The organism is Escherichia albertii (assembly GCF_028622335.1).
GTDB lineage: Bacteria > Pseudomonadota > Gammaproteobacteria > Enterobacterales > Enterobacteriaceae > Escherichia > Escherichia albertii.
This window is the reverse complement of sequence record NZ_CP117568.1, coordinates 4377789-4397685: the sequence shown is the minus strand read 5'-3', so window position 1 is coordinate 4397685 and position 19897 is coordinate 4377789. Positions and strand designations below refer to the sequence as shown.

Below are 19897 nucleotides of genomic sequence, written 5' to 3'. Positions count from 1 at the left end.
AAACAAGAAAAAGCGAGAGTGACAGCCCTCGCTTTTCAGTTTTTACTGCGTAGCGTTATTACTGCGAATTTCCTGCCAGACCTTATCGCAATCGGCTTTCACCGCCTGGTCATTACCGGTTTGCGTTGCCTGAATGCACTGCTGATAATCCAGCACGCGAACACTTTCTTGTTCGGCAAACTGTTGATGTTGTTTCTCTTTCTTCAGTACGTTTAACACGCTCTGACAGGCTTCAATTTTTTCCGGCGAACCTTGCGCGGTATTGATACAGGCGCTGTAAGCTTCTTTCAGATGGCTATCTTCCTTTGGTGCTGTCGACTGCGCGCAGGCCACCAGCCCCGATGCCATTATGGCGATGAGAATTAATTTTTTCATAGCGAACTCCTCAAACGGGCGGCAGGCAAAATGCCTGCCGCGTCTGGCATCAGAAGATAGTGAACGGTGCGATCACCATAAATTTCACGTCACGCTCATCCTGGAAGATGTTGCCGTAACCACCACCCCAACTTGGGATGTCGGAGTGGTTGTCGTATTCGGTGAAGTGCAGTTTGAACATCGTGCCTTTGGCTCGACCGTCCTGAATGGTGTAGACCGCATCCAGGCTGTACGCAGACTCTTCAATAGTCCGGTTCTTGTCGTAGTACGCATCCGGGTTACTCTGCCAGGTCGCGGGTTTAGCATCCCATGCGTAAACATAAGAAGCGCCGATGGCGAAGCCAGGAAGATTCCAGTTTTTCAGGTCATACATCGCGCCGAAGAAGACCGCTTTTTCACCGTTGGCGTTAAAGTCAGAACGGTTATCCCACCAGATATCCAGGCGACCATTAGAGGAAGCATAGGTTGGAGTCATACGTTGCAGGAAGTATCCCTGCTGACCGTCGGCTTTAACCCAGGTGCCTTCCAGACGTAAATCGACGACATCAGCCGCCCGGTAGCCAAAGGTCAACGCCTGCAACCATGCTGTACCGTCATAAAGATCGTTGACGCTGCGATCGTCAACTTTGTCGCGTGTACCGTAGAACTGGTAGCTGGTGGTTAACGGGCTACCGGCGATATCAAATTTGTAGCTGGCTTTAGCAAAATACTGATCGATATAGCCTTCCGCCTGACCAAACGCCGCTTCCAGTACGAAATTATTTTTGAAGTCGTACTTCGCGCCAAGGGAGTGCAGATAGTCGACTTTGGTGGTTTTATCGTTCTGATAAAACTCATCCATTTCCAGATGCCACGGCGCTTTATATTCGTTGGTCCACATGTAAGAGAAACTCAACGCACCAGCATCGCCATAATCAAAATTAGCCCCAGCTTCCGCCCCCTGATAGGTGCCTGGCATAAAACTCCAGTGCGGCGCTAACAGCGTTTGACCAGTTGGCTGAATGTAACCTGCCCTCGCCCACACCGGACCGTATTTAAATTTAGCCGCCGCTTTATACAGACTTATACCGCTTTTATCGCCGGACCAGTCTTCGTCATAGGCTTTATTACTTTTTGAAAACGCGATTTCGTTCGGGTGAGAGCTGTCGCCGTTTTCCGCCATTTCAATCGCTGTAAACGCGGCAATATCCAGACCGAACATATCAGCGGCATAGCCAGACTGAAAATCGAGATTAGCGTTCCAGGTGGAGTGAGAAAGGTTGGTTTTGTATTTGTCGCCGTCGGTAACATCTTTACGGTCACGTTCACGCTGCCAGTAATAGATACCGCCGGTTAAGGTTGAATCTTCGAAGAATCCTTCGGCGCGAGCCTCTGGCATTGCCACAAAGCCCGACATTGCTGTAACACCGGCAATAGCCAGCGCCAGCGTACTACGTTTGCCACTAAACGTACGCATGGGTTAATCCTCTTTGACGTATAAATTGCTGCACCAAAGGTGAACAGCGAAAAAAATAAAAATTAAAAAAGTAGCGTTGAGAAAGGTCTCGCCGACTACAGGGACAGACTATTTTTCGCGACGCGAATTATCAATCTCTTTCTGTAACGAGAATGTAAGAACATGAGCAACCGCACATATTTTGATGTTTTTTGTTACAAGGCTTAAGTTCGTTATAAAAAAGTATATAGAGGGAAATACGAGGATTTACGTTGAATTAAGGCAATAACATTTTCAACATGTATATATCATTAGTTGCTAATTTTATTTATGAATAAATAACGACACGGTATTAATTTGCGAGGAAAAATAGAGAAAACGCCGCAGAACGCGGCGTTTTGGATTGTTGATAAAGTGCGTTTTGTTCATGCCGGATACGGCGTAAACGCCCTATCCGGCCTATGAATACTTCAAATTACATGCCGACTTTCGCCCAGGTATCACGCAGACCCACGGTGCGGTTAAATACCGGTTTCTCCGTAGTGGAATGGCGACTGTCGAGGCAGAAGTAACCTTCACGCTCAAACTGGAATGCTTTACCCGCTACCGCATCTTTCAGCGACGGTTCAGCAAAGCCCTGTTTGATCACCAGCGATTCCGGGTTAATCACCGACAGGAAATCATCCGCAGCCCCTGGGTTCGGTACACTGAACAGACGGTCGTACAGGCGAATTTCAACTGGCAGCGCATGTGCCGCGCTTACCCAGTGGATAACGCCTTTCACTTTACGACCATCTGCCGGATCTTTGCTTAAAGTATCGGCATCGTAGGTACAGAAGATGGTGGTGATATTGCCTTCGGCATCTTTCTCCACGCGTTCCGCTTTAATCACGTAAGCATTACGCAGACGCACTTCTTTACCCAGCACCAGACGCTTGTACTGCTTGTTGGCTTCTTCGCGGAAATCTGCGCGATCGATCCAAATCTCACCGCTAAACGGCACCTGACGGCTACCCATTTCCGGTTTGTTCGGATGGTTCGGCATGGTGACCATTTCGCCTTCGCCCTGATAGTTTTCGATAACCAGTTTCACCGGATCGATAACCGCCATTGCGCGCGGGGCGTTTTCGTTGAGATCTTCGCGGATGCAGGATTCCAGCGACGCCATCTCAATGGTGTTGTCCTGCTTGGTCACGCCGATGCGTTTGCAGAACTCACGAATAGAAGCCGCAGTGTAACCACGACGACGCAGACCGGAAATGGTCGGCATACGCGGGTCATCCCAGCCTTCTACGTGCTTGTCGGTCACCAACTGGTTCAGCTTACGCTTGGACATCACGGTGTATTCCAGATTCAGACGCGAAAATTCGTACTGGCGCGGATGAACAGGAATGGTGATGTTGTCCAGAACCCAGTCGTACAGACGACGGTTGTCCTGGAACTCCAGCGTACACAGGGAGTGTGTAATACCTTCCAGCGCATCGCTGATGCAGTGAGTGAAGTCGTACATCGGGTAGATGCACCACTTGTTGCCGGTCTGGTGGTGTTCAGCAAATTTAATGCGGTACAGCACCGGATCGCGCATCACGATAAACGGCGACGCCATGTCGATTTTCGCGCGCAGGCAGGCTTTACCTTCTTCAAAACCACCGGTGCGCATTTTTTCGAACAGCGCCAGGTTCTCTTCAACACTACGATCGCGGTACGGGCTGTTTTTACCCGGCTGCGTCAGGGTGCCACGGTATTCGCGAATCTGCTCTGGCGTCAGCTCATCGACATATGCCAGGCCTTTATTAATCAATTCGATCGCATAGGCGTGGAGTTGATCAAAATAATCAGAGGAGTAACGGACGTTACCAGACCAGTGAAAACCTAACCACTCAACGTCGTTTTTGATCGACTCAACGTACTCGATATCTTCTTTTACCGGGTTAGTGTCGTCGAAACGCAGGTTGCACTGACCTTTATAGTCCTGGGCGATCCCAAAGTTCAGGCAGATAGATTTCGCATGACCAATATGCAGATAGCCATTCGGCTCCGGCGGGAAACGGGTATGTACTGTGGTGTGCTTACCACTGGCCAGATCTTCATCGATGATCTGACGAATAAAGTTAGTCGGGCGGGCTTCTGCCTCACTCATCGTGGATTCCTCAAAGCGTAAACAACGTATAACGGCGTATGATCTTATAAGCGGGACAGGCTGACAACTGTTAGTTTTTTAAAATTGATAATCTGACAAAGATTATGGGGATGATTGATGAAAAAAAAAGCGGCGAAGATGATATCCGCCGCTTTTGCCATTCCTGTGTCATTGTTAGATGCGACGCTTAAGCGTCTTATCCAACCTACACAGAGCTTTTGTAGGCCTGATAAGACGCACCAGCATCGCATCAGGCATAAAGCTGATTACTTTTTGATTTCATACAGTGGCGTTTGACCCGCCACAACATGGCCCTGGGCTTTAATGATAAGGCCGCTGAAATCGTCAATATTGCTGCAAACCACCGGGCTAATCATCGAGCGGGCGTTAGCATTCAGGTAATCCAGATCCATTTCCAGAATCGGTTGCCCTGCGCTTACCTGCGCGCCCTCTTCCACCAGACGTTTAAAGCCTTTACCTTCCAGCGCTACGGTGTCGATCCCCATGTGGACGACGATCTCCGCGCCTTTTTCGGTTTCCAGACAGAAAGCATGGTTGGTGTTGAAAATTTTCACGATTGTCCCTGCGGCTGGCGATACGACGATTTTATCCGTCGGTTTCACCGCTACACCATCACCCACCGCTTTGCTGGCAAATGCTTCGTCAGGAACCTGCTCCAGCGCCACAACATCACCGGTAATCGGCGATACCAGCTCCGCGACAGACACCGCGTTTGGTACGGCCTGCGGTTTTACTACAGGAGCGACGGTTGCAGTTACAGCTTCAGCAGACGCAGCCGCTATCGGGCCACGGGCAACAACTTTCTTCATCGCATCGCCGATAGATTCCGCTTTCGCACCGACAATCACCTGAATAGTCTGTTTATTCAGTTTCACTACACCAGAAGCGCCCAGACGTTTGCACATTGCATCGTTGACGCGCGCAGAATCGTTAACCGTCAGGCGCAGACGGGTAATACAGGCATCAATCGCTTTCAGGTTGTCAGTACCGCCCACTGCAGCAATATAGTTGGTGGCCAGTTGAGTCAGACCTTCTTCGGTATTGCTGTTGGCTTCTTCTGTAACAATCTCGTCTTCTTTGTCTTCACGACCCGGTGTTTTCAGGTTAAACATGCGAATAACCACACTGAACACCACAAAGTAGATAGCGAAGAAAACAACGCCCATCACCAGCAGCATCCAGACGTTCTGGCTGGCTGCCGGCAGGTTATACATCAACGCGTAGTCGATAGCGCCCGCAGAGAAGGAGAAGCCCGCATGGATACCCAGCAGCGTTGCCACAAACAGGCTAATACCCGTCAGCAATGCATGCAGAAGGTACAACAGCGGAGCAAGGAACATGAACAGGAATTCCAGCGGCTCAGTCACACCGGTCAGGAACGCGGTAATCGCAACAGAAAGCAGCATCCCGCCAACCATCGGGCGACGCTCTTTCGGCGCAGCGAAGTACATTGCCAGCGCCGCGCCCGGCAGACCGAACATCATGATTGGGAAGAAGCCGGACATGAACATCCCCGCCGTGCCGTCGCCCGCGTAGAAGCGGTTGATGTCGCCGTGGAATACCGTACCCGCCGCGTTGGTGAATTCACCAATCTGGAACCAGGCGATGGTGTTCAGTACCTGATGCAGACCGGTTGGGATCAGCAGACGGTTGATGAAACCAAAAATACCGGAACCCAGCGCGCCTGCGGAAACGATCCATTCGCCGCCTGCATGGATAGCGTGCTGCACCGGCGGCCAGACATAACCAAAAATGGCTGCCAGCACCAGACAGAAGAAGCCGGTTGCGATAGGAACAAAGCGTTTGCCGCCGAAGAAGCTCAGGAAGTCCGGCAGTTTGATATTAGACCAACGGTTATAGGCTGCACCACCGACCAGACCGGTAATGATACCTGCCAGTACGCCCATATTAATTTCTGGGTTGATGGTGACCATGGCTTTGGTTAACACAAAGTAACCGACTGCACCCGCCAGCGCCGCCGCACCTGCACTGTCTTTGGACCAACTGGATGCCACGCCGATGGCGAAAATTAGCGCAAGGTTGTCAAAAATAGCGCCGCCCGCCTGGGCAATAAACGCAACGTTAAGTAAATCTGGCTGACCGAATCGCAGCAACAGCGCCGCCACCGGCAGCACCGCGATAGGGAGCTGTAACGCCCTACCGAGTCGCTGGAAAAAACCTAAAATATTCATCTTATTCCCCCTACGAGACCCCTATTTGGCTCGTTTAAAGCCGTTTTTTTATTTTGCTGCAATTTTTACTGTCGATGTTCTGTAATCAGATTGTTAGATCATCTGCTACAGAGTGTGTGAAAATTTAATTCGTATCGCAAATTAAACGCGTGTCTTTTGTGAGTTTTGTCACCAAATATCGTTATCATCACTCCCTTTTACTGGCTAAACCAGAAAACTTATTTTATTATTCAAAAAATCAGGTCGGATTGACGCCTGTCTGCGCAAATCCAGGTTACGCTTAAAGATGCCTAATCCGCCAACGGCTTACATTTTACTTATTGAGGTGAATAATGAGACTGATCCCCCTGACTACCGCTGAACAGGTCGGCAAATGGGCTGCCCGCCATATCGTCAATCGTATCAATGCGTTCAAACCAACTGCCGATCGTCCGTTTGTGCTTGGCCTGCCGACTGGCGGCACGCCGATGACCACCTATAAAGCGTTAGTCGAAATGCATAAAGCAGGCCAGGTCAGCTTTAAGCACGTTGTCACCTTCAACATGGACGAATATGTCGGTTTGCCGAAAGAGCATCCAGAGAGCTACTACAGCTTTATGCACCGTAACTTCTTCGATCACGTTGATATTCCAGCAGAAAACATTAACCTCCTCAATGGCAATGCCCCGGACATCGACGCTGAGTGCCGCCAGTATGAAGAGAAAATCCGCTCTTACGGAAAAATTCATCTGTTTATGGGCGGTGTCGGTAACGACGGTCATATCGCATTTAACGAACCTGCTTCTTCTCTGGCCTCTCGTACCCGTATCAAGACCCTGACCCACGATACCCGCGTTGCTAACTCTCGCTTCTTTGATAATGACGTAAATCAGGTACCAAAATATGCGCTGACCGTCGGTGTGGGTACACTGCTGGATGCCGAAGAAGTAATGATTCTGGTACTGGGCAGCCAGAAAGCGCTGGCGTTACAGGCTGCGGTTGAAGGTTGTGTTAACCATATGTGGACCATTAGCTGCCTGCAACTGCATCCAAAAGCCATCATGGTATGCGATGAGCCTTCCACCATGGAGCTGAAAGTGAAGACCTTAAGATATTTCAATGAATTAGAAGCAGAAAATATCAAAGGTCTGTAATTGTTATCCCTGCCCTGACATCTTGCTCAGGGCAATATTATTTTTGAAATCGGGGGGTCGGAATGTATGCATTAACCCAGGGCCGGATTTTTACCAGCCATGAATTTCTTGATGACCATGCGGTTGTTATCGCTGATGGCTTAATTAAAAGCGTCTGCCCGGTAGCGGAACTGCCGTCAGGGATCGAACAACGTTCACTGAACGGGGCCATTCTCTCCCCCGGTTTTATCGATGTGCAGCTAAACGGCTGCGGCGGCGTGCAATTCAACGATACCGCTGAAGCCGTCAGCGTGGAAACGCTGGAAATCATGCAGAAAGCCAATGAGAAATCAGGCTGTACTAACTATCTGCCGACACTCATCACCACCAGCGATGACCTGATGAAACAGGGCGTGCACGTAATGCGTGAGTATCTGGCAAAACATCCGAATCAGGCATTAGGTCTGCATCTGGAAGGTCCGTGGCTGAATCTGGTGAAAAAAGGCACCCATAATCCGAATTTTGTGCGTAAGCCCGATGCTGCACTGGTTGATTTCCTTTGCGAAAATGCAGATGTGATCACCAAAGTCACTCTGGCGCCGGAAATGGTGCCTGCAGAAGTGATCAGCAAACTGGCAAATGCCGGAATTGTGGTGTCTGCCGGTCACTCCAACGCGACGTTGAAAGAAGCAAAAGCCGGTTTCCGCGCGGGTATTACCTTTGCCACTCATCTGTACAACGCGATGCCGTATATTACAGGTCGCGAACCGGGTTTGGCGGGCGCAGTTCTTGATGAGGCAGACATTTATTGCGGTATTATCGCCGATGGCCTGCACGTAGATTATGCCAATATTCGCAATGCCAAACGCCTGAAAGGCGACAAGCTGTGTCTGGTTACAGACGCCACTGCGCCTGCCGGGGCCAATATTGAACAGTTCATTTTTGCGGGTAAAACAATATACTACCGTAACGGGCTTTGTGTGGATGAGAACGGCACGTTAAGCGGTTCATCCTTAACCATGATTGAAGGCGTGCGTAATCTGGTCGAACATTGCGGTATCGCACTGGATGAAGTTTTACGTATGGCGACGCTCTATCCGGCACGTGCCATTGGCGTTGAAAAGCGTCTCGGCACTCTTGGCGAAGGTAAAGTGGCCAACCTGACCGCATTCACACCAGATTTTAAAATCACTAAGACCATCGTTAACGGCAACGAGGTCGTAACTCAATAAGAGAAAGTATGACACCAGGCGGACAAGCTCAGATAGGTAATGTTGATCTCGTAAAACAGCTTAACAGCGCGGCGGTTTATCGCCTGATTGACCAGTACGGGCCAATCTCGCGAATTCAGATCGCCGAGCAAAGCCAGCTTGCCCCTGCCAGCGTAACTAAAATTACGCGTCAACTTATCGAACGCGGGTTGATCAAAGAAGTTGATCAGCAGGCCTCCACCGGGGGCCGCCGCGCTATCTCCATCATCACCGAAACCCGCAATTTTCACGCAATCGGCGTACGGCTTGGTCGTCATGACGCCACCATCACCCTGTTCGATCTCAGCAGCAAAGTGCTGGCTGAAGAACATTACCCGCTGCCTGAACGTACCCAGCAGACGCTGGAACACGCCCTGCTGAATGCCATTGCTCAGTTTATTGATAGCTACCAGCGCAAGCTGCGAGAGCTGATCGCCATTTCCGTGATCCTGCCAGGACTTGTTGACCCGGACAGCGGCAAAATTCATTACATGCCGCATATTCAGGTAGAAAACTGGGGACTGGTAGAAGCACTGGAAGAACGTTTTAAAGTGACCTGTTTTGTCGGTCACGATATCCGCAGTCTGGCACTGGCAGAGCACTACTTCGGTGCAAGCCAGGATTGCGAAGACTCCATTCTGGTGCGTGTGCATCGCGGAACCGGAGCCGGGATTATCTCTAACGGGCGCATTTTTATCGGTCGCAACGGCAACGTCGGTGAAATTGGTCATATTCAGGTCGAACCGTTGGGGGAACGCTGCCACTGCGGCAACTTTGGCTGCCTGGAAACTATCGCCGCCAACGCTGCCATTGAACAACGGGTGTTGAATCTGTTAAAGCAGGGCTACCAGAGTCGTGTACCGCTGGACGACTGCACCATCAAAACTATCTGCAAAGCCGCGAACAAAGGCGATAGCCTGGCGTCGGAAGTGATTGAGTATGTTGGTCGTCATCTGGGCAAAACCATCGCCATTGCTATCAACTTATTTAATCCGCAAAAAATTGTCATTGCCGGTGAGATAACCGAAGCCGATAAAGTGCTGCTCCCTGCTATTGAAAGCTGCATTAATACCCAGGCGCTGAAAGCGTTTCGCACTAATCTGCCAGTGGTGCGTTCTGAGCTGGATCACCGCTCGGCAATCGGCGCTTTTGCGCTGGTAAAACGCGCCATGCTCAACGGTATTTTGCTCCAGCATTTGCTGGAAAATTAATGTGCTTTTATAGTGGCGCTTATTGTTGTCAATATTCTGGGTAGTCCATGACCATTAAAAATGTAATTTGCGATATCGACGGCGTGCTGATGCACGATAATGTCGCCGTACCGGGTGCAGCGGAATTTTTGCACGGGATTATGGATAAAGGCCTGCCGCTGGTGTTGCTGACCAACTATCCTTCGCAGACCGGGCAAGATCTGGCGAACCGCTTTGCCACGGCTGGTGTCGATGTGCCAGACAGCGTGTTTTATACCTCCGCGATGGCGACCGCCGATTTCCTGCGTCGCCAGGAAGGCAAGAAAGCCTATGTGGTGGGCGAGGGCGCGCTTATCCATGAGCTGTACAAAGCGGGTTTCACCATTACCGATGTGAATCCTGACTTTGTGATTGTTGGCGAAACGCGCTCCTATAACTGGGAAATGATGCATAAAGCAGCCTATTTCGTCGCTAACGGTGCACGATTTATCGCGACCAACCCGGATACCCACGGACGCGGTTTTTATCCTGCTTGTGGCGCACTGTGTGCAGGCATTGAGAAAATTTCCGGGCGTAAACCGTTCTATGTTGGTAAGCCCAGCCCGTGGATCATCCGCGCGGCATTAAACAAAATGCAGGCCCACTCGGAAGAAACGGTGATTGTCGGCGATAACCTGCGTACCGATATTCTGGCGGGCTTCCAGGCCGGTCTGGAAACGATTCTGGTACTCTCCGGCGTTTCGTCGCTTGACGATATCGACAGTATGCCGTTCCGCCCCAGCTGGATTTACCCGTCGGTCGCTGAAATCGACGTTATCTGAATAGCAACCACGTCTCAGGGCGTGGTTGATATTGATGACAAACGCCAAACAGCCTGATGCGCTACGCTTATCAGGCCCACGCAGCTCCTTCAATATATTGAATTTTCATGCTTTTGTAGGCCAGACAAGGCGTTCATGCCGCATCCAGCATGAACAAAGCGCACTTTGTCAGCAATTTGGTTTCTTATCCCCCCAAATATATCCATTCAATAAAACCCGCAAAAAATTATCGATCCATCAATAAATACGCCACCACACCCTATCCTTTTTCATCAATCAGCAATCGCCATTACGTTTTTTATTTTTCCACCGCCAAATCGCTTGCGCACAGTGCTGCTTTGCGGCATTTTTTTAAACAAGCAAACACAACAAGCAACAAATACCAGGTTAACGGAGAAGGTTATGTGTTCAATTTTTGGCGTATTCGATATCAAAACAGACGCAGTTGAGCTGCGTAAGAAAGCGCTCGAGCTGTCACGCCTGATGCGTCATCGCGGCCCGGACTGGTCCGGTATTTATGCCAGCGATAACGCCATTCTCGCCCACGAACGTCTGTCAATTGTTGACGTTAACGCGGGGGCGCAACCTCTCTACAACCAACAAAAAACTCACGTACTGGCGGTAAACGGTGAAATCTACAACCACCAGGCCTTACGCGCCGAATATGGCGATCGTTACCAGTTCCAGACCGGGTCTGACTGCGAAGTGATCCTCGCGCTGTATCAGGAAAAAGGGCCGGAATTTCTCGACGACTTGCAGGGCATGTTCGCTTTTGCCCTGTACGACAGCGAAAAAGATGCCTACCTGATTGGTCGCGACCATCTGGGGATCATCCCACTGTATATGGGTTATGACGAACACGGTCAGCTGTATGTGGCCTCAGAAATGAAAGCCCTCGTGCCAGTATGCCGCACGATTAAAGAGTTCCCGGCGGGGAGCTATTTATGGAGTCAGGACGGCGAAATCCGTTCTTATTATCATCGCGACTGGTTCGACTACGATGCGGTGAAAGATAACGTGACCGACAAAAACGAGCTGCGTCAGGCACTGGAAGATTCCGTTAAAAGCCATCTGATGTCTGATGTGCCTTACGGTGTGCTGCTCTCAGGTGGTCTGGATTCCTCAATTATTTCCGCTATTACCAAAAAATATGCCGCCCGTCGCGTGGAAGATCAGGAACGCTCTGAAGCCTGGTGGCCGCAGCTGCACTCCTTTGCTGTAGGTCTGCCGGGTTCTCCAGACCTGAAAGCAGCCCAGGAAGTAGCAAACCATCTGGGCACAGTGCATCACGAAATTCACTTCACTGTACAGGAAGGTCTGGACGCCATCCGCGATGTGATTTACCACATCGAAACCTATGATGTGACCACTATTCGCGCTTCAACACCGATGTATTTAATGTCGCGTAAGATCAAGGCGATGGGCATTAAAATGGTGCTGTCCGGTGAAGGTTCTGACGAAGTGTTTGGCGGTTATCTATACTTCCACAAAGCGCCAAACGCTAAAGAACTGCATGAAGAAACGGTGCGTAAACTGCTGGCCCTGCATATGTATGACTGCGCGCGCGCCAACAAAGCGATGTCGGCCTGGGGCGTGGAAGCGCGCGTTCCGTTCCTCGACAAGAAATTCCTCGACGTGGCGATGCGTATTAACCCGCAGGATAAAATGTGCGGTAACGGCAAGATGGAAAAACACATCCTGCGTGAATGTTTTGAAGCGTATCTACCCGCGAGCGTGGCCTGGCGGCAGAAAGAGCAGTTTTCCGATGGCGTCGGTTACAGTTGGATAGACACTCTGAAAGAAGTGGCGGCGCAGCAGGTTTCTGATCAGCAACTGGAAACTGCCCGCTTCCGCTTCCCGTACAACACGCCGACCTCAAAAGAAGCGTATCTGTACCGGGAGATCTTTGAAGAACTGTTCCCGCTTCCGAGCGCCGCTGAGTGCGTGCCAGGCGGTCCTTCCGTCGCTTGTTCTTCCGCTAAAGCGATTGAGTGGGATGAGGCGTTCAAGAAAATGGACGATCCATCTGGTCGCGCGGTTGGTGTTCACCAGTCGGCGTATAAGTAAGAAAAGTGGTACTGCCCCGGAGAAATCTGGGGCATTTTCTATTATTTACCCGCCAGTTGCTTTTGATATGCAGTGAGGAAATATTCCGGGTTAGCCACATCGCTGTCAGAAAGCTCATTACTGTAAGCTACTGACCAGGTTGCCTGTTCATCAGGGATATGCAAGCTTCCATTCCCCCCTTTCAGACGCAACAACTCAAAAGATTCACCTTTAATTACCGTGGAATAGGATTTTTCACCTTCCTGTAAGGCTTTCACTTTACAGAGAAAAATCTGACCATCAATGTCATTATCAACATGCGATACCTGGACGAGAGCTTCATTTGCCGTTTTCGGACCAATCCGCATCACCCACACCATCGCCCCTTCCTGCCCACGATAGCCAAAGACATATTTACCGATTTCTGGTCGGGTAGTATCGGCAAACGCAGATTGCATAAGTAATAAAGCACCCATCAAGGCAGTTATAAAACGCAGCATATTATTCCCTCAATAAATCGCCTGAAGTGGTGGCAGAGATGCAGGCGTAGCGATCCCTGCCCTGTCCTGTTGCAACGGGCCAGTATTTCATAGATTAATTTCCCGGCACCATTGTTGAATTCCGAATTTCATCCTGCACAACGAAACGGCAGAGAAAAACACAAAGTAAACAATAATTGACGAATATAGCGCCACGCTGTTCGCAACCTAACCAAACAGTCAGTTTCGCGCAATTTTCCTTGAAAAAGAGGTTGACGCTGCAAGGCTCTATACGCATAATGCGCCCCGCAACGCCGATAAGGTATCGCGAAAAAAAAGATGGCTACGTAGCTCAGTTGGTTAGAGCACATCACTCATAATGATGGGGTCACAGGTTCGAATCCCGTCGTAGCCACCATCTTTTTGCGGGAGTGGCGAAATTGGTAGACGCACCAGATTTAGGTTCTGGCGCCGCAAGGTGTGCGAGTTCAAGTCTCGCCTCCCGCACCATTCACCAGAAAGCGTTGTACGGATGGGGTATCTCCAGGCTGTAAGTTAGCCACCTCGGCTGGCAATGATATAGTTTGAAGTTCTCCATTCTGTAAGAAATTTGTTGGGGTATCGCCAAGCGGTAAGGCACCGGTTTTTGATACCGGCATTCCCTGGTTCGAATCCAGGTACCCCAGCCATCTTCTTCGAGTAAGCGGTTCACCGCCCGGTTATTGGGGTATCGCCAAGCGGTAAGGCACCGGTTTTTGATACCGGCATTCCCTGGTTCGAATCCAGGTACCCCAGCCATCGAAGAAACAATCTGGCTACGTAGCTCAGTTGGTTAGAGCACATCACTCATAATGATGGGGTCACAGGTTCGAATCCCGTCGTAGCCACCAAATTCTGAATGTGTCGAACAAGTTCGGCAAATTCAAAAACCAATTTGTTGGGGTATCGCCAAGCGGTAAGGCACCGGATTCTGATTCCGGCATTCCGAGGTTCGAATCCTCGTACCCCAGCCAAATTTAAAAGCGTTCTTTGCTGAATGCACAATTGGGGTATCGCCAAGCGGTAAGGCACCGGATTCTGATTCCGGCATTCCGAGGTTCGAATCCTCGTACCCCAGCCATATTAAAAAAGCTCGCTTCGGCGAGCTTTTTGCTTTTCTGCATATATTCAATGTCGAATGTGATACTGACACGCCTTATCCTTCAATGTCGGATGCGACGCTGACGCGTCTTATCCGACCTACGGTTGGTATGCATCCGGCAATATTGTGAAACTACAATCCTAACGCATACTTCAGCGCCTGACGTTTCAGCACTCCTGCACGTTCTGCCGCCATTAACCCGAGATTACGCACAAAACGCAGCGGCAGCAGATTATTGCTGAATCCGGCATAAAACAGATCCATACCGCTCTGCATAATGAAGTTATCCGCCATGCGCCGCATCTGGTAACGCTTGAGGATCGGATAACTGGCCCATGCTTCCCCATGACTGCGAGCATTCACCAGAACATCAATCAGGGCATCGACATCACGATAACCAAGATTCACCCCCTGCCCCGCCAGCGGATGGATGGTATGCGCGGCATCGCCCACCAGTGCAAGCCCCGGCTGCACATACTGCAACGCATGGCGACGTGTCAGCGGAAACGCGCCTGCGGCAAGTGGTGTCACATAACCCAGACGTGATGGGAAATGTTTGGCGATTTCTGCCTGTAATTGCGCCATATTCATATTCTGCAACTGGCGAATACGTGCTGGTGAGTCGTACCACACCAGCGATGCCCAGTTATCAAACAACGGCAAAAATGCACGTGGTCCGTTCGGGGTAAACTGCTGCCAGGTGCTGTCACCAGGATCATTCTCACACTGCACGCTAATCAACATACACGACTGCGCATACTGCCAGGCATGAACGCCAATTCCCGCCATCTGCCGCACCTGCGAATTTGCGCCGTCGGCACCAATCACCAGCTTCGCGTGGATCACTTCACCGCCCTTCAGTTCCAGCACCTGAAGATCATTGTCGCGATGCAATGCAATCAGCGAAGTCGGTACACGCAACGTCACTTTCGGATGCGCTTCCAGCGCCTGCCACAGCGCCTGTTGCAGGACGGTGTTTTCCACCATATAGCCAAGCAACGGCAATTTTAGCTCGGCGGCGTCAAACACCACATGCGCCGTTTCCCACTCCCAGGTTTCCAGTTTGCGATAAGGATGGCAACGCATAGCCTGTACCGCGTCCCAGACGCCTAAACCTTTAAGTAATGATACCGAAGCCGCGCTGATCGCCGAGATCCGCACATCCGGTTGGCTATCAGCAACAAACGGCGCGGGCTGGGCATGTTCGATAACCGTTACCGAAAATCCGTGCTGTGCCAGTCCCAGCGCCAGTGCGCCGCCGACCATTCCTCCGCCGACAATGGCAATTTCCGTTGGTTGATTTGTCATGGTCAATCATCCTGTTAGCAATATGCTTTAAGTTTACAGGATTTTTACCCCCAAGGGCTGATAACGCTCATACTGGTCACAACGGCAGCAAAGCATTACACTATGCGCCCTGCATTCCTGGCTACTATTTCGCAAGAGCAAGTCGATGACCAAAAAACTCCATATTAAAACCTGGGGCTGTCAGATGAACGAGTACGATTCATCGAAGATGGCCGATCTGCTGGATGCCACCCACGGCTATCAACTGACCGACGTGGCGGAAGAAGCGGATGTGCTGCTGCTGAACACCTGCTCAATCCGCGAGAAGGCTCAGGAAAAAGTCTTCCATCAGTTGGGTCGCTGGAAACTGTTAAAAGAGAAGAATCCAGACCTGATTATCGGCGTCGGTGGCTGTGTGGCTTCGCAGGAAGGCGACCACATTCGCCAGCGCGCCCACTATGTCGATATTATTTTCGGACCGCAAACGCTGCACCGCCTACCGGAGATGATTAACTCCGTACGCGGTAACCGCAGCCCGGTTGTAGATATCAGCTTCCCGGAAATCGAGAAGTTCGACCGTCTGCCGGAACCGCGCGCCGAAGGGCCGACCGCGTTTGTCTCCATCATGGAAGGCTGCAATAAATATTGCACCTACTGTGTGGTGCCTTACACCCGTGGTGAAGAGGTAAGCCGTCCTTCCGACGATATTCTGTTTGAGATCGCCCAGCTTGCGGCTCAGGGCGTGCGTGAAGTTAACCTGCTCGGTCAGAACGTGAATGCCTGGCGTGGTGAGAACTACGACGGCACCACAGGAACATTTGCCGATCTGCTGCGTCTGGTTGCAGCGATCGACGGGATCGATCGTATTCGCTTTACCACCAGCCATCCGATCGAATTCACCGACGATATCATCGAAGTGTATCGCGACACGCCGGAGCTGGTGAGTTTCCTGCATCTGCCGGTACAGAGCGGTTCCGATCGCATCCTTAATCTGATGGGACGTACCCACACGGCGCTGGAGTACAAAGCGATCATCCGTAAACTGCGTGCGGCGCGCCCGGATATTCAAATCAGTTCTGACTTCATCGTTGGCTTCCCTGGCGAAACTACCGAAGACTTCGAGAAAACGATGAAGCTGATTGCCGACGTCAATTTCGACATGAGCTACAGCTTTATCTTCTCCGCACGTCCGGGCACGCCAGCCGCCGATATGGTTGATGACGTGTCGGAAGAAGAGAAGAAGCAGCGTCTGTATATTCTGCAAGAGCGCATTAATCAGCAAGCGATGGCATGGAGCCGCCGGATGCTCGGCACCACCCAGCGTATTCTGGTAGAAGGGACTTCGCGTAAGAACATCATGGAGCTTTCAGGACGAACCGAAAATAACCGTGTGGTCAACTTCGAAGGCACGCCGGATATGATTGGTAAATTCGTCGATGTAGAAATTACCGACGTCTACCCGAACTCCCTGCGCGGTAAAGTGGTGCGTACTGAAGATGAAATGGGTCTGCGCGTGGCAGAAACACCGGAATCGGTGATTGCCCGTACTCGCAAAGAAAACGACCTCGGCGTAGGTTATTATCAGCCGTAATTCTCAGGCCCGCCGATCTGGTAAGTTTTGAGACTGACGACAAACGCAAATTGCCTGATGCGCTACGCTTATCAGGCCTACATGATTCCAGCAATATATTGAATTCGCATGAATTTGTAGGCCGGATAAGGCGTTTACGCCGCATCTGACATGAACAACACGCACTTCGTCAATAATCACTGGCCCGCCGTTCCGGTGGGCCTTGTTTTTTCTCTCGTTATCCCCATCTTTATCGCAATGCTTGCGCCTTCTTCCTGTGGCGTGAATAATTTCCTTATAGGCCGGTGAATGTTCAGCTTCCGGCGGCATACAGATAAGAGGAACGGTTTGAACATAGACACTCGCGAAATTACCCTGGAGCCAGCAGACAATGCGCGTCTGTTGAGCCTGTGCGGCCCGTTTGATGACAACATCAAACAACTCGAACGCCGTCTCGGCATCGAGATCAATCGCCGCGATAACCACTTTAAGCTGACTGGCCGTCCGATTTGCGTTACCGCCGCGGCAGACATTCTGCGCAGCCTGTATGTCGATACAGCCCCGATGCGTGGTCAGATTCAGGATATCGAACCTGAGCAAATCCACCTTGCGATTAAAGAAGCGCGCGTGCTGGAGCAAAGCGCGGAGAGCGTGCCGGAGTACGGCAAAGCGGTCAATATCAAAACCAAACGCGGCGTAATTAAGCCGCGCACGCCAAACCAGGCGCAGTACATCGCCAATATTCTCGACCATGACATTACCTTCGGCGTTGGCCCGGCGGGTACGGGTAAAACCTACCTGGCGGTAGCTGCGGCAGTTGATGCCCTGGAGCGTCAGGAAATCCGTCGTATTTTGCTGACCCGTCCGGCGGTCGAAGCCGGTGAGAAACTGGGCTTCCTGCCTGGCGATTTAAGCCAGAAAGTAGACCCGTATCTGCGCCCGCTGTACGACGCGCTGTTTGAGATGTTGGGCTTTGAGAAAGTTGAGAAGCTGATTGAGCGCAACGTCATTGAAGTCGCCCCGCTGGCCTATATGCGCGGTCGTACGCTGAACGACGCGTTTATCATTCTCGATGAGAGCCAGAACACCACCATCGAACAGATGAAGATGTTCCTGACCCGTATCGGTTTTAACTCTAAAGCGGTTATCACCGGCGATGTCACGCAGATTGACCTGCCGCGCAACACCAAGTCAGGCCTGCGTCATGCCATCGAAGTGCTGGCTGAAGTCGAAGAAATTAGCTTTAACTTCTTCCACAGCGAAGACGTGGTTCGTCACCCGGTGGTGGCGCGTATCGTTAACGCTTATGAAGCCTGGGAAGAAGCCGAACAAAAACGTAAAGCGGCGCTGGCGGCAGAACGCAAGCGCGAAGAACAGGAACAAAAATGAGTCAGGTGATCCTCGATTTACAACTGGCATGTGAAGATAATTCCGGGCTGCCGGAAGAGAGCCAGTTTCAGACATGGCTGAATGCGGTGATCCCGCAGTTTCAGGAAGAATCGGAAGTGACCATTCGCCTGGTCGATACCGCCGAAAGCCACTGTCTTAATCTGACTTATCGCGGTAAGGATAAGCCGACCAACGTGCTCTCCTTCCCGTTTGAGGTGCCGCCTGGCATGGAAATGTCGCTGCTGGGCGATCTGGTTATCTGCCGTCAGGTCGTTGAGCAGGAGGCACAGGAGCAAGGCAAGCCGCTGGAAGCGCACTGGGCGCATATGGTGGTGCACGGCAGTCTGCATTTGTTAGGTTACGATCACATCGAAGATGACGAAGCAGAAGAGATGGAAGCCCTCGAAACAGAGATTATGCTTGCTCTGGGCTATGAGGATCCGTACATTGCCGAGAAAGAATAACTTGCCAGACATTTGACTGGCAGACGTCCCTGCCGTTGGTGATTAACAACGGCGTTTTGATTAACTAACATGAGAACCCATACGACGCCATGAGCGACGACAATTCACACAGTAGTGACACGATAAGCAACAAGAAGGGATTTTTCTCCCTGTTACTGAGCCAACTTTTCCACGGTGAACCGAAAAACCGTGAAGAACTGCTGGCGCTGATCCGTGATTCCGGGCAGAACGACCTTATCGACGAAGATACGCGCGATATGCTCGAGGGGGTAATGGACATCGCAGACCAACGCGTTCGCGACATCATGATCCCTCGCTCCCAGATGATTACCCTGAAACGCAACCAGACACTGGACGAATGCCTTGATGTCATCATCGAGTCCGCTCACTCGCGTTTCCCGGTCATCAGCGAGGACAAAGATCACATTGAAGGGATTCTGATGGCGAAAGATTTGCTGCCGTTTATGCGCAGTGATGCTGAAGCCTTCAGCATGGACAAAGTGTTACGTCCGGCAGTTGTCGTTCCTGAAAGTAAGCGCGTAGACCGGATGCTGAAAGAGTTTCGATCTCAGCGCTACCACATGGCGATCGTCATTGACGAATTCGGCGGAGTTTCCGGCCTGGTGACCATTGAAGACATCCTGGAACTGATTGTTGGTGAGATTGAGGACGAGTATGACGAAGAAGATGATATCGACTTCCGTCAGCTTAGCCGTCACACCTGGACCGTGCGCGCACTGGCTTCCATTGAAGATTTCAACGAAGCGTTTGGCACCCACTTTAGCGATGAAGAGGTTGACACCATCGGTGGTCTGGTGATGCAGGCGTTTGGGCATCTCCCGGCGCGCGGTGAAACCATCGACATCGACGGTTACCAGTTCAAAGTGGCGATGGCCGACAGTCGGCGTATTATTCAGGTTCATGTCAAAATCCCGGATGACTCACCCCAGCCGAAGCTGGATGAATAAAACCGATATTGGATATA

15 protein-coding genes and 7 tRNA genes are annotated in these 19897 nt (G+C 51.1%); 16 read left to right on the top strand and 6 right to left on the bottom strand.

The window, feature by feature from the left end; genetic code table 11:
• Positions 1-42: 42 nt before the first annotated feature.
• The 4 genes from PS053_RS21150 to nagE form a co-directional block, all read right to left on the bottom strand.
• On the bottom strand, positions 43-375 hold the full coding sequence (locus PS053_RS21150) for a ChiQ/YbfN family lipoprotein (RefSeq protein ID WP_000733570.1): 333 nt from the start codon (positions 373-375) through the stop codon (positions 43-45).
• Positions 376-424: 49 nt separating this feature from the next.
• A complete protein-coding gene (gene chiP, locus PS053_RS21145; RefSeq protein ID WP_001258858.1) occupies positions 425-1831 on the bottom strand; it encodes a chitoporin ChiP in 1407 nt (468 codons plus the stop codon).
• Positions 1832-2285: 454 nt separating this feature from the next.
• On the bottom strand, positions 2286-3950 hold the full coding sequence (gene glnS / locus PS053_RS21140; RefSeq protein ID WP_001287168.1) for a glutamine--tRNA ligase: 1665 nt from the start codon (positions 3948-3950) through the stop codon (positions 2286-2288).
• Between the two features lie 266 nt (positions 3951-4216).
• On the bottom strand, positions 4217-6163 hold the full coding sequence (gene nagE, locus PS053_RS21135; RefSeq protein ID WP_256921746.1) for a PTS N-acetyl glucosamine transporter subunit IIABC: 1947 nt from the start codon (positions 6161-6163) through the stop codon (positions 4217-4219).
• A gap of 332 nt (positions 6164-6495) precedes the next feature.
• Between nagE and nagB the strand changes: the two genes are divergently transcribed.
• The 5 genes from nagB to asnB all read left to right on the top strand — a co-directional run bounded on the left by nagB (position 6496) and on the right by asnB (position 12603).
• Positions 6496-7296: a glucosamine-6-phosphate deaminase gene (gene nagB, locus PS053_RS21130; RefSeq protein WP_001237072.1), complete on the top strand. Its 801-nt coding sequence runs from the start codon at positions 6496-6498 to the stop codon at positions 7294-7296.
• A 62-nt stretch (positions 7297-7358) separates the two neighbouring features.
• Positions 7359-8507, top strand: a complete 1149-nt coding sequence (gene nagA, locus PS053_RS21125) for an N-acetylglucosamine-6-phosphate deacetylase (protein ID WP_256877958.1) — start codon at positions 7359-7361, stop codon at positions 8505-8507.
• 8 nt (positions 8508-8515) lie between these two features.
• Complete coding sequence (gene nagC / locus PS053_RS21120) at positions 8516-9736, top strand: DNA-binding transcriptional regulator NagC (protein ID WP_059214634.1); 1221 nt, start codon at positions 8516-8518, stop codon at positions 9734-9736.
• Between the two features lie 47 nt (positions 9737-9783).
• Complete coding sequence (gene nagD, locus PS053_RS21115) at positions 9784-10536, top strand: ribonucleotide monophosphatase NagD (protein WP_000153134.1); 753 nt, start codon at positions 9784-9786, stop codon at positions 10534-10536.
• A 402-nt stretch (positions 10537-10938) separates the two neighbouring features.
• On the top strand, positions 10939-12603 hold the full coding sequence (asnB, locus tag PS053_RS21110; RefSeq protein WP_000337077.1) for an asparagine synthase B: 1665 nt from the start codon (positions 10939-10941) through the stop codon (positions 12601-12603).
• A gap of 41 nt (positions 12604-12644) precedes the next feature.
• On the opposite strand, the gene PS053_RS21105 is transcribed toward asnB, so the two are convergent.
• A complete protein-coding gene (locus PS053_RS21105; RefSeq protein ID WP_137650016.1) occupies positions 12645-13082 on the bottom strand; it encodes a hypothetical protein in 438 nt (145 codons plus the stop codon).
• 320 nt (positions 13083-13402) lie between these two features.
• Here PS053_RS21105 and PS053_RS21100 point away from each other — a divergent pair.
• The 7 genes from PS053_RS21100 to PS053_RS21070 all read left to right on the top strand — a co-directional run bounded on the left by PS053_RS21100 (position 13403) and on the right by PS053_RS21070 (position 14181).
• A tRNA-Met gene (locus tag PS053_RS21100) sits at positions 13403-13479 on the top strand.
• Positions 13480-13486: 7 nt separating this feature from the next.
• Positions 13487-13571 (top strand) — tRNA-Leu (locus PS053_RS21095).
• A 104-nt stretch (positions 13572-13675) separates the two neighbouring features.
• A tRNA-Gln gene (locus PS053_RS21090) sits at positions 13676-13750 on the top strand.
• Between the two features lie 34 nt (positions 13751-13784).
• Positions 13785-13859, top strand: a tRNA-Gln gene (locus PS053_RS21085).
• A gap of 15 nt (positions 13860-13874) precedes the next feature.
• Positions 13875-13951, top strand: a tRNA-Met gene (locus PS053_RS21080).
• 48 nt (positions 13952-13999) lie between these two features.
• A tRNA-Gln gene (locus PS053_RS21075) sits at positions 14000-14074 on the top strand.
• 32 nt (positions 14075-14106) lie between these two features.
• Positions 14107-14181, top strand: a tRNA-Gln gene (locus tag PS053_RS21070).
• A gap of 153 nt (positions 14182-14334) precedes the next feature.
• On the opposite strand, the gene ubiF is transcribed toward PS053_RS21070, so the two are convergent.
• Positions 14335-15510, bottom strand: coding sequence for a 3-demethoxyubiquinol 3-hydroxylase (gene ubiF, locus PS053_RS21065; RefSeq protein ID WP_204628675.1), 1176 nt, complete (start codon positions 15508-15510; stop codon positions 14335-14337).
• Positions 15511-15655: 145 nt separating this feature from the next.
• Between ubiF and miaB the strand changes: the two genes are divergently transcribed.
• From miaB to corC, 4 genes are all read left to right on the top strand, one after another.
• On the top strand, positions 15656-17080 hold the full coding sequence (gene miaB, locus PS053_RS21060) for a tRNA (N6-isopentenyl adenosine(37)-C2)-methylthiotransferase MiaB (RefSeq protein WP_000162730.1): 1425 nt from the start codon (positions 15656-15658) through the stop codon (positions 17078-17080).
• 327 nt (positions 17081-17407) lie between these two features.
• Entirely contained in the window at positions 17408-18448 is a 1041-nt protein-coding gene (locus PS053_RS21055) for a PhoH family protein (RefSeq protein WP_002430212.1), read from the top strand.
• Positions 18445-18912, top strand: a complete 468-nt coding sequence (gene ybeY, locus PS053_RS21050; RefSeq protein WP_256879103.1) for an rRNA maturation RNase YbeY — start codon at positions 18445-18447, stop codon at positions 18910-18912. Before PS053_RS21055 ends, ybeY begins: the two co-directional genes overlap by 4 nt.
• An 89-nt stretch (positions 18913-19001) precedes the next feature.
• Entirely contained in the window at positions 19002-19880 is an 879-nt protein-coding gene (corC, locus tag PS053_RS21045) for a CNNM family magnesium/cobalt transport protein CorC (protein WP_001278609.1), read from the top strand.
• The last annotated feature ends 17 nt before the right edge of the window (positions 19881-19897 follow it).

Coding starts and splice junctions, on each gene's coding strand:
- PS053_RS21105 (WP_137650016.1), bottom strand. CDS start 13,082: ATGCTGCGTTTTATAACTGCCTTGATGGGTGCTTTATTACTTATGCAA.
- nagC (WP_059214634.1), top strand. CDS start 8,516: ATGACACCAGGCGGACAAGCTCAGATAGGTAATGTTGATCTCGTAAAA.
- nagD (WP_000153134.1), top strand. CDS start 9,784: ATGACCATTAAAAATGTAATTTGCGATATCGACGGCGTGCTGATGCAC.
- ubiF (WP_204628675.1), bottom strand. CDS start 15,510: ATGACAAATCAACCAACGGAAATTGCCATTGTCGGCGGAGGAATGGTC.
- PS053_RS21150 (WP_000733570.1), bottom strand. CDS start 375: ATGAAAAAATTAATTCTCATCGCCATAATGGCATCGGGGCTGGTGGCC.
- asnB (WP_000337077.1), top strand. CDS start 10,939: ATGTGTTCAATTTTTGGCGTATTCGATATCAAAACAGACGCAGTTGAG.
- glnS (WP_001287168.1), bottom strand. CDS start 3,950: ATGAGTGAGGCAGAAGCCCGCCCGACTAACTTTATTCGTCAGATCATC.
- miaB (WP_000162730.1), top strand. CDS start 15,656: ATGACCAAAAAACTCCATATTAAAACCTGGGGCTGTCAGATGAACGAG.
- chiP (WP_001258858.1), bottom strand. CDS start 1,831: ATGCGTACGTTTAGTGGCAAACGTAGTACGCTGGCGCTGGCTATTGCC.
- ybeY (WP_256879103.1), top strand. CDS start 18,445: ATGAGTCAGGTGATCCTCGATTTACAACTGGCATGTGAAGATAATTCC.
- nagE (WP_256921746.1), bottom strand. CDS start 6,163: ATGAATATTTTAGGTTTTTTCCAGCGACTCGGTAGGGCGTTACAGCTC.
- nagB (WP_001237072.1), top strand. CDS start 6,496: ATGAGACTGATCCCCCTGACTACCGCTGAACAGGTCGGCAAATGGGCT.
- corC (WP_001278609.1), top strand. CDS start 19,002: ATGAGCGACGACAATTCACACAGTAGTGACACGATAAGCAACAAGAAG.
- nagA (WP_256877958.1), top strand. CDS start 7,359: ATGTATGCATTAACCCAGGGCCGGATTTTTACCAGCCATGAATTTCTT.